Annotated in this window: 10 protein-coding genes; 3 read left to right on the forward strand and 7 right to left on the reverse strand. The window is 65.6% G+C overall.

Annotation, left to right across the window (positions count from 1 at the left end; translation table 11 throughout):
- Positions 1–817: ImmA/IrrE family metallo-endopeptidase (locus JMF90_RS14020; protein ID WP_201325173.1), on the reverse strand; the 817-nt coding region annotated here is incomplete at its 3' end.
- Positions 810–1,133 carry a helix-turn-helix domain-containing protein gene (locus tag JMF90_RS14025; protein WP_011547009.1) on the reverse strand — a complete coding sequence of 108 codons (324 nt, stop codon included), beginning with the start codon at positions 1,131–1,133 and terminating at the stop codon, positions 810–812. The genes JMF90_RS14025 and JMF90_RS14020, both read right to left, overlap by 8 nt.
- Before the next feature lie 246 nt (positions 1,134–1,379).
- Here JMF90_RS14025 and JMF90_RS14030 point away from each other — a divergent pair, with 246 nt between their 5' ends.
- Positions 1,380–1,652: a DUF3892 domain-containing protein gene (locus JMF90_RS14030; protein ID WP_226161399.1), complete on the forward strand. Its 273-nt coding sequence runs from the start codon at positions 1,380–1,382 to the stop codon at positions 1,650–1,652.
- Positions 1,653–1,681: 29 nt separating this feature from the next.
- Positions 1,682–1,888, forward strand: a complete 207-nt coding sequence (locus JMF90_RS14035; RefSeq protein ID WP_077179465.1) for a DUF2188 domain-containing protein — start codon at positions 1,682–1,684, stop codon at positions 1,886–1,888.
- A gap of 312 nt (positions 1,889–2,200) precedes the next feature.
- Here JMF90_RS14035 and JMF90_RS14040 read toward each other — a convergent pair whose 3' ends face one another.
- The 3 genes from JMF90_RS14040 to JMF90_RS14050 form a co-directional block, all read right to left on the reverse strand.
- The gene (locus tag JMF90_RS14040) at positions 2,201–2,419 is read right to left on the reverse strand and encodes a hypothetical protein (protein ID WP_006480563.1); all 219 of its coding nucleotides are present in this window, start codon (positions 2,417–2,419) and stop codon (positions 2,201–2,203) included.
- A gap of 233 nt (positions 2,420–2,652) precedes the next feature.
- Positions 2,653–3,303, reverse strand: coding sequence for an NADPH-dependent FMN reductase (locus JMF90_RS14045; protein WP_012339459.1), 651 nt, complete (start codon positions 3,301–3,303; stop codon positions 2,653–2,655).
- A 310-nt stretch (positions 3,304–3,613) separates the two neighbouring features.
- Positions 3,614–3,919 carry an NIPSNAP family protein gene (locus JMF90_RS14050; RefSeq protein ID WP_011547011.1) on the reverse strand — a complete coding sequence of 102 codons (306 nt, stop codon included), beginning with the start codon at positions 3,917–3,919 and terminating at the stop codon, positions 3,614–3,616.
- Positions 3,920–4,212: 293 nt separating this feature from the next.
- On the opposite strand from JMF90_RS14050, the gene JMF90_RS14055 reads away from it, so the two are divergent.
- On the forward strand, positions 4,213–5,001 hold the full coding sequence (locus JMF90_RS14055; RefSeq protein ID WP_011694838.1) for a GNAT family N-acetyltransferase: 789 nt from the start codon (positions 4,213–4,215) through the stop codon (positions 4,999–5,001).
- 171 nt (positions 5,002–5,172) lie between these two features.
- On the opposite strand, the gene JMF90_RS14060 is transcribed toward JMF90_RS14055, so the two are convergent.
- Both JMF90_RS14060 and JMF90_RS14065 read right to left on the reverse strand, forming a co-directional pair.
- Positions 5,173–6,531 (reverse strand): DUF3999 domain-containing protein, encoded by a 1,359-nt coding sequence (locus JMF90_RS14060; RefSeq protein ID WP_011694837.1) that lies wholly within the window; start codon positions 6,529–6,531, stop codon positions 5,173–5,175.
- A partial coding sequence (locus JMF90_RS14065) for a DUF2339 domain-containing protein (protein ID WP_201325174.1) occupies positions 6,528–8,013 on the reverse strand: 1,486 nt, incomplete at its 5' end. The genes JMF90_RS14060 and JMF90_RS14065, both read right to left, overlap by 4 nt.

The following is an 8,013-nucleotide window of genomic DNA, read 5'->3' on the forward strand; positions in this document are numbered from 1 at the left end:
CGGCATGTTCGATATGTCCAGGCGACACAAATCGAACCAAGAAGATGGCGAGGTCGAACTGGTCGGAGACGATCAGAGACTCTTCTGCTTCGAACGATGGGTGCCACACGCCTGCGGGCACCGTAACGATCCGGTCTCTCGCGGCATTTGCTTCTGCCAAGCGCTCGACTGACGCGGAGGGTACGGGTGCTCCTGGAGGCATGTAGCAGCCCAACTTCGATGCGCGGGCACTGGGGTAGCTCCAGCATATGAAATCATCCCGCGCAACCACGAGCATGGCTGCTTCGTCCGTGATGTCCAGCCACTTCAATGTGGTGGCGGTGAACGATGTGTCGTACCGAGAAGCGCAGTGGCCGAGCAGATCAACCGTAATCGGCTGTCCGGAAATTTGTTGCCGAAAATCGTCCGCTGGCATGAGCAGGAACGACGCAAATTTGTTGGCTTCCGATTCCTGCTTTTTCGACTCCCCTTCGTTGTAGCCCATCGTTTCGAGTTGGCCACACGTAAAGGTATCGCGCATCGCTCGATGCAAAAAGTAGTGGCCCAGTTCGTGCCCCAGCGTGAAATTGATACGTCCGGGGATGGTTACCGCCGCGTCATATGAGATGCACCAGTCGCCCTTGCTTTTTCTCTTTGAGAGCATGCCGTCGATGCCGGCAACACCGTGAGGCTTGATGACGCCAACCGGGTCCGAAAATTTGGCCTTGGTTACCTCAAGCGCGAGCACCTGTACGTCGACCGGGAAAGATTGACCACTTTGCGTCCACAATTTCGACAACTGGATACCCCACGCGGCTGGCGTCGTCGGCTCACTCATCGTCGTCTATCGCCTTGAGAAATTTTTCCAACTGGGCACGTTTAGTCGCATCAAGGCGACCGATACGCCTGAAAAAAGCCTCGTCTACATCCGATTGCGATGCTTCCTGCTTCTCATCGTCCAGCAAGAATTCCACTGTCACGCCCAACACCGCCGCAATCTTAGAGATCTTGTCTGCAGACGGGCGCACTACGGGGCGATTTTCTAACTCCCAAATGTAGCTCTTACTTGACTCTGTCTTCTCGGCAAGCGCATCCAGTGTCAATTTCAAACGTTTGCGCTCGGCTCGAATCTTTTCGCCCAAGGGGGTTGCCACTTCACTCTCCTGTATAGATCGCACGCTCGCTGGCGGCCGATGATGGGAACGCGTCACGCGAATGGGTAGGGGCCCCCCATTCTTGACTACCCGATGTTCAGAGTAGGCGCACTTTTCATGCTTGACAAGTGAATTCGAGGCGCCTATATTTTTTGTGCGCCTACTCCGAACATTTTGTTGGCGCGTTCCTCAATTTTTGAAGAGGTGCCAACCATGGCAAGGACTTTGAAGTGCGTAGCGAAACGGATGGGCGGCGGTGCAGGCCACGAACACATCACGCATCTGTGGTGGCAAGTGTGGGACGGCGATCGAGCTGTCGGTGAAAGCGGGGTTTTCACTCGCGATCAAATGGTCTCGTACATCGAGCGTCAGGGGAACAATTCCGTCTGGTGCCCGGATCGCAACCCTCAACGACAAGGAGCATGGGTACACGTCAACAACAACGGGAGGACCAAGTATGTGCAAACGGTCGCCGATGGGCGCTGGACCGACAACTTGCTTGCGCTTCCTGACCGGTAAGCAACTTCAATCAGCTACGGAGTAGACCAATGACCAACAAGATCTTTGTTGAGCGTCGCCTCGATGAAGGCGATTACGCAGTTCGTCGTCCGAATTCGCAACGGGCAAGTGCAACTGCCACGACGCAACGCGAAGCGATTGAACGTGCACGCGAACTCAACCCGAGCGGCCCTGTGCTGGTGGAGCGGGTGCGTACTACGAGTGCCGGGAAGCCGGACAAGTGGCGGAAGCCTTGACGGATTTGATGATGGTTCCGGTCAATGCTAGTCCCGCCGACTAGAGTTGTGAGCGGAGGTGGCGTGGGAGGCCACTTCCGCTATAGTGCTCGGCCTATCTTGACGAAAATCGATCGATAGACCGCCCCATCTTGGGAAGAATCAAGCCTATTAGCGAGTGCTCGTATTTCTTGTCAATTCAGCGGCTTTTGCTCACCTTGTATGGCAAAATGAAGCGAGCAATCATGGCAAAGTTTTTTGCAAGCCATTGATTTTATTCATGTACACCGCTCAACTTTATTGACAAACGATAGCACGCCGGCCCGGCGCGTGTCACGCGTTCGTGTCGACCCAGAGGCGGCCCCAGCGTGATGCGTAGGCGAGGGCGTGCTCTTCCTCGAAGAAGAAATCGATTGCGTCGAACGACACGGAGCGCGGCGACGGGCCGCCGCTCGCGCGTTCGATCGTCAGGTTGGCGGCGAACAGCCCGTTCGGCAACCGGGCGGCAGCGGGAGCGACTTCATAGCCCTTGTAGCGGATCGTACGGTTCATGGCGTGCGCGGAAAAAGTTCGGACTTTCAGCGTACGAAAACCTGCCGGCTGCGTGAACCAATCTTTCGGCCAATGCAAATCACGCGTCGGGCTGAATCGTTATCGGGGCGGTACGCGGAAACGGTATGTTCGAGAGGCGAGACGATGCGCCCGGCATATCGCCACGCGCTGGAAGACGCGCCGCGCGCCCCGTCGAATCGTGTCGATCGGAGGCGCGCGGCGGAATGCGGGGGTTACTGGTTGGCGACCTTCAGTACGGGCGCGAGCGCATCGACCGATGCCGCGTGCGAGGCCGCGCGATGCGACGCGAACGCGAGCGCGAATTCGGCGGCTTGCGTGCCGACCGTCTCGAGTTGCGCGACGACCTTCGGGTCCGAGCAGCTGTCGGCGCTTTCGAAGCGCGTTTCCAGCGTGTTGACGGTGGCGCCGAACGGCGTCGGCCAGCCGCGCAGCGCATGGACGATCGAGCGCAGCGACGTCAGCACGGTGCCGGCCGCCTGCCAGCCGTACGCGGTGACGATCAGGCCGACCGCGCGGCCGTCGAGATACGGGCGTTCGTCCGCGCGCAGCTCCTCGAGCGTGTCGAGCGCGTTCTTCACGAGACCGGACACGCCGCCGTGATAGCCGGGCGTCGCGATGATGATCGCGTCGGCCTGGCGCACGGCGTCGATCAGCTCGCGCTGCGCGTCGGTCAGCGTTTTGTGTTCGGGGGCGTAGTGCGGCAGCGTATGCAGGAACGGGCCGTCGAACAGGCGCGTGCGTGCGCCGGCGGCCTGCGCGCCGCGCAGTGCGAACGACAGCGCGCGTTCGGTGGACGATGCGGCTCGGGTGGTCCCGCCGATGCCGACGACGAACGGGCGGCGGTGTTGATCGAATGCAGTCAAGGGGCGCTCCTGGGATTGGCTTGCCCGGCTAAGCACAGGCTTAAAACCAGATGGTAACGACCCCGTCGCCACTCTGAAAACGACTTTTCGTTCTATCGATATGCCGCGTGGCGGGGGCAATCGTGTGCGCGGCCCCGCAGATCGATAGCAGAAATGCTTGGTTGAGACGGTGCGCCACGGTCGATAAGATGGGCTCGTCTCCTCCATGATGTCTCTACTGACATGGGTTGGCCCCGCCGCGCGGATGCAGGCGGGGCTTTTTTTCGTCCGCCGCTGGAAAACGGGGCGCGATGCGCGGCGACGCCGCCCGTTACTCGAACACCGGCCGGAAGAAGCTGCGCTCGTAGCTGACGATGCAGCGCGTTTCCTCCGCGTAGCGGAACGCGGCCTGGCAGGCCGGATCGTCCTTCGAGCGTTCGCGGTAGCGTTCGTATTCGGCGAGGCTCGGGAACGAGAACATCGCGAGCGCGATGTTGCTCGCGCCTTCGGACGGCAGGAAGTAGCCGTGATGCGTGCCGCCGAACTGCTTGACGAGCGGAATCCACATCTTGCCGTAGGTTTCGAATTCGACGAGTTTGTACGGATCGACGACGTAGCGAAGGAAGCAGGTGATCATGGGCGCTCGCGGGGCGGTGACGGAGCAGCGAGTCTGGAGCGCGGGGCGGTACGTGTCAACGGCATGCGCGCGGATGTGGACATCACCACGCGACTTCATTGCATGGCGCGTTGCTTGCGCGAACAACGATCGGTGCTTCGATGCGTTCGCCACGACGTGCACGCAGCATCGGAACGATGCCGTATTCGCGACCTCCGCCCGCCGTCTTCGCCCGGAATTTTTACGACATTTTTTCTTGCGACGGCAACCGGCGCGCTCCTAGACTTCGTGCATCTTCACCACGGAGCATGGCCATGTCGATACCCTGGAACGCGATCGCCGACCCCACCCCTGCCGCGCTGCCTTCACGGTGCGTCGATCGGGTGATCGTCCGGCGTTTCGATCCGGCAATCGACAGCTATGCACAACTGACGCCGATGCTGCACCGCGCGTTCGCGCGGCTCGGTGCGATGGGGCTCAACTGCACGTGCGTCGATCAGGACGAAGACGTCACGCGCCGCCGCGCGGAAGCGGGCGAGTGCTATGTCGCCGTGTGCGGCGGGCGTGTCGTCGGTACGGCCACGCTGTATGCGACCGATCCGTCGTCGGCCTGCTCGCTGTACCGGCGCGAAGGCGTCGCGAGCGTGCGCCAGGTGGCGGTGGACCCGGCTTGCCAGAGCCGCGGAATCGGCGCGTTGCTGATGTCGTTCGCCGAGCAGTGGGCCGCGTTGCGCGGCTATGCGCTGCTCGCGCTGGATACGCCGCATCCTGCTGCGCATCTGCTGGCGTTCTACGGCGCGCAGGGCTTCGAGGTGGTCGACGTGATGCGCTTCGCCGGCAAGCGCTACGACAGCGCGATCCTGTGCAAGCGGCCCGTTGCCCATGCTGTGCGCCGCGTGTCTCCGGTATCGCGGCTGGCCGCGCGCGTGGCGGCCGTGCGGCGTGTCGTGCTGGCGTGGGCGCCGCAGATCGTCGCGGTGGCGCGGCGCGAGTCGGGCGTGCGCCGCGCCGGACGTTTCGCGGCGCGCCGCGCGGCTGGCGCGGCCAGTTGCCGGTCGTCGCCGTGGCGACCGCGTCAGCACGGCCGCTTCATGGCTCGATAGCGGCTGACGGACTCCGGCTCGGGCCGCTGGCGCGTCGTGCGGCCTTCACGCAAAGGTGGAAGGCGAGCCACTCGATGAATCGGTGCGGTCACGCGTGGCGATGTCCCAAAGAACGTACCTGCTCGATGAACGTGAACGCCGCGTCAAGCGGCACGCAAATGCACGTCGACGTCACTCGTCGCGGCCGCGCGTGTCGCTGCCGGCTTTCGCGACGCGCCATGCGATCGCGCCGAGCACACCGACCGCCACCACCAGCGCGCCCCACAGCACGTAGCGGCGCCCGGCATCCGCATCGGCGGCTGCCGCCGGCGCGACGGCCGATGCCGGCAGCGCCGCGCCGACGCGGGCGGGCCGCACTTCGGGCGCCATGCCGACCAGCAGTGCGTCGCGGCTCACGGCCGACGACACGAGCGACGCGTCGCCCACGCCGAGCGTAAACGGCGGCGTGCCGCGCGCGACGAAGGTCAGCGCGGCCGGATGCCACCCGATCGCGATGGCCGGCTGGCCGCCGCCGAGCCCGCCGTTGCGCATGTCGACGACGATGCGCCACGCGCGATCCGTGTTCGCGATGAACTCGAGCGGCGGATTGCGCTGCTCGCCGCCCTTGCCCTGCAGCCGGAACAGCACGGCGCCAGCGACGTCGCGCCACGGCGCCTGCGCATCGGCGCGGCTTTGCAGCATCGCGCGGGCGACGGTGTTCGGCTGCGGCAGGTCGATGCGCACGCGATCGACCGGATACGCGCCGTCGGTGTCGAACAGATACTCGCCCGGCGCGGCGCCGGCGCGTATCCGTACGGCGTCGCGCCACTGGCGCGGCACGGACGCCGTATCGGTGCCGCGTGCGTCGCGCGGATGCGTCTCGACGTCGATCGACGCGATCGCGGGTGCGCCGTCGAGCCAGTCGAGTCGCAGGTAGCGCGGCGCCGCGCCGTCGAGCGCGATGCGTTCCTGCACCAGCATGTCGTTGCCGCGGCCGACCTTCAGCAACTGCGTGCTGCCGAGCGGCCGCCAACTGCGCAGGTCGTCGCTGGCTTCGACGGCTACGCGCCCCTGGTAGCTGTCGTCGTTCACGTGCACGAGCAGTGCTTCGGTGCTGCCGTCGGTATGCGACAGGTCGACGAGGTCCGCGCCGTGCCCTGGGCGCGAAGGCGTCGCGACGGCCGCGCGCAGCGCGCCGTCCGGGCCGACCGTCACGCCGAGCGGCGCGTTGCCGTGCTCGGCGCGCGCGGGCGGCAGCGGGAACCAGTGCACCGGCGTGCGGGACGGCGGCACGGCGGGCGCGGCCGCGGCGGGTGCGTCGAGCGAGTACGGCACCGGCTCGCCCGCGCCGTTGAAGATACGCACGTCGCCGAGATCGTCGCGCCGGCTCGCCGCATACACGGGCTGCGGCACGGTGAGCTGGTAATACGCGGCGCTGCCGTCGAGGTCGAGCGCGAAGCGCTGCGTGACGCGGCCGGCGTTCGGCGCGCCGTCGGCGGCCGCGAACGACGCGAGCAGGCTCAGACCGAGCAGGGCGGCGAGTCGTTTCATGGCCGGCCGTCCTGTTGCGCGGCTGCCTTCGGCGGCAGCGGCGAGAAATAGCCGATCAACAGCAGCAGTACGCCGATGCCGATGAACGATACGATCCGCTCGATGCCGGTGACGTGCGACAGGTCGAACAGGAACAGCTTGACGACCGTCAGCGCGAGCAGCGCGGCGCCGACGAACCACAGTGGCCGCAGCCCGCGGCGCGTGGCCCAGATCGTGATTGCGAGCGCACAGACTGTCCAGTACACGGACACCGATGCCTGCACGAGCGTCGATTCGGCCATCGCGCCGAATTCGTACGGCACGCCGGCCCAGTGATGCAGCGTGCGCAGCAGGATCGCGTTCAGCCACAGGAACCCGGTCGCGCCGGCCGCACCCAGCAGCTCGACACGATGTGTGCCGAAGGTCCAGCCGAGTTTGCGCGCGCGCACGAACCACGAAGCGGCGAGCGCATAGACGACCGCGAGCACGAGATCGAGCGGGTTGAACAGCGGCACGCGCGCCCAGCTTCCGCCGTCCTGCGTGAAGTTCGCGTAGAAGGTCCACGCCCACATCACGACGATCAGCGGCAGCGACGCGAATGCGCATAGGCGCGCGATGCCGTCGCGGCGCGTGAGCCACATCCCGGCGAACGCGAACAGGCTCCACCCGACCATGAACACTTGCTGGATACCGAACGACGACAGCACGGTGTCGATGTCGTAGCCCAGGTGGAAGCGCTGATGCAGCGTGCGCAGCAGCAGCGCGTTGAACCACAGGAACACGGTCGCGATCGCCAGATAGTCGACGACGCGTGGATGCCACGCGACGCCGAGCGTCTTCAGGCGACGCAGCCACACGGCGAACGCGACGAACACGAGACCTTGCGCGACGTCGAGCGGATTGAGCAGCGGCAGCCAGAAGAGCGGAGAGGCGTCGCCGTCGCTTGCCGTGCTGGCGAGGCTCCACAGCCACAGCAGCGCGGCGAGCGGCGCGGCCCCCCACACCTGGTAGGCGCGCGGGAACGCCGCGACGGGCCAGCGCAGGCGCGAGCCGGGGCCCGACACGAGCAGGAGCAGCGCGCCGAAGCCATACGCCCATGCGCTCCAGCTCCAGGCGCCTTCCGGGACGAACGCGCGCAGGCGCCAGAAACCTTCGAGCGACAGCAGCCCGCACAGGGTCCAGAACGCCAGCGTATGCAGCGGCGCGAGGATGCCTGCTGCAACGGAATGCGCCGCACCGTTCACGGCAGCGGCGCCGGTCGTGCCGCGCGACTGGCGCCACAGCAGTGCAAACCCGGCGCCGACGGCCACCGGCCATGCGAACGCGCCCATGCCCGACAGCGGCGCTTCGTGCGCATCGAACGCGCGCAGTGCGAGCAGCGCCAGCACCGGCGTGAGCGCGAGCGCGGGCCATTCGGCGAGCGGCCACGCGAGCCGGCGGCGCACGACGTGCGCGAGCCACGCGGTGCCGGCCGCGAACAGCGCGGTCGTATCCATGACGAAG

Source organism: Burkholderia sp. E168m23 (assembly GCF_016586125.1).
Taxonomy (GTDB): Bacteria; Pseudomonadota; Gammaproteobacteria; order Burkholderiales; family Burkholderiaceae; genus Burkholderia; species Burkholderia orbicola.

Bases quoted from the DNA above. Each gene is read 5' to 3' on its own strand.
- JMF90_RS14030 (WP_226161399.1), top strand. From the start codon at position 1,380: ATGGGCGGCGGTGCAGGCCACGAACACATCACGCATCTGTGGTGGCAA.
- JMF90_RS14035 (WP_077179465.1), top strand. From the start codon at position 1,682: ATGACCAACAAGATCTTTGTTGAGCGTCGCCTCGATGAAGGCGATTAC.
- JMF90_RS14040 (WP_006480563.1), bottom strand. From the start codon at position 2,419: ATGAACCGTACGATCCGCTACAAGGGCTATGAAGTCGCTCCCGCTGCC.
- JMF90_RS14050 (WP_011547011.1), bottom strand. From the start codon at position 3,919: ATGATCACCTGCTTCCTTCGCTACGTCGTCGATCCGTACAAACTCGTC.
- JMF90_RS14055 (WP_011694838.1), top strand. From the start codon at position 4,213: ATGTCGATACCCTGGAACGCGATCGCCGACCCCACCCCTGCCGCGCTG.
- JMF90_RS14060 (WP_011694837.1), bottom strand. From the start codon at position 6,531: ATGAAACGACTCGCCGCCCTGCTCGGTCTGAGCCTGCTCGCGTCGTTC.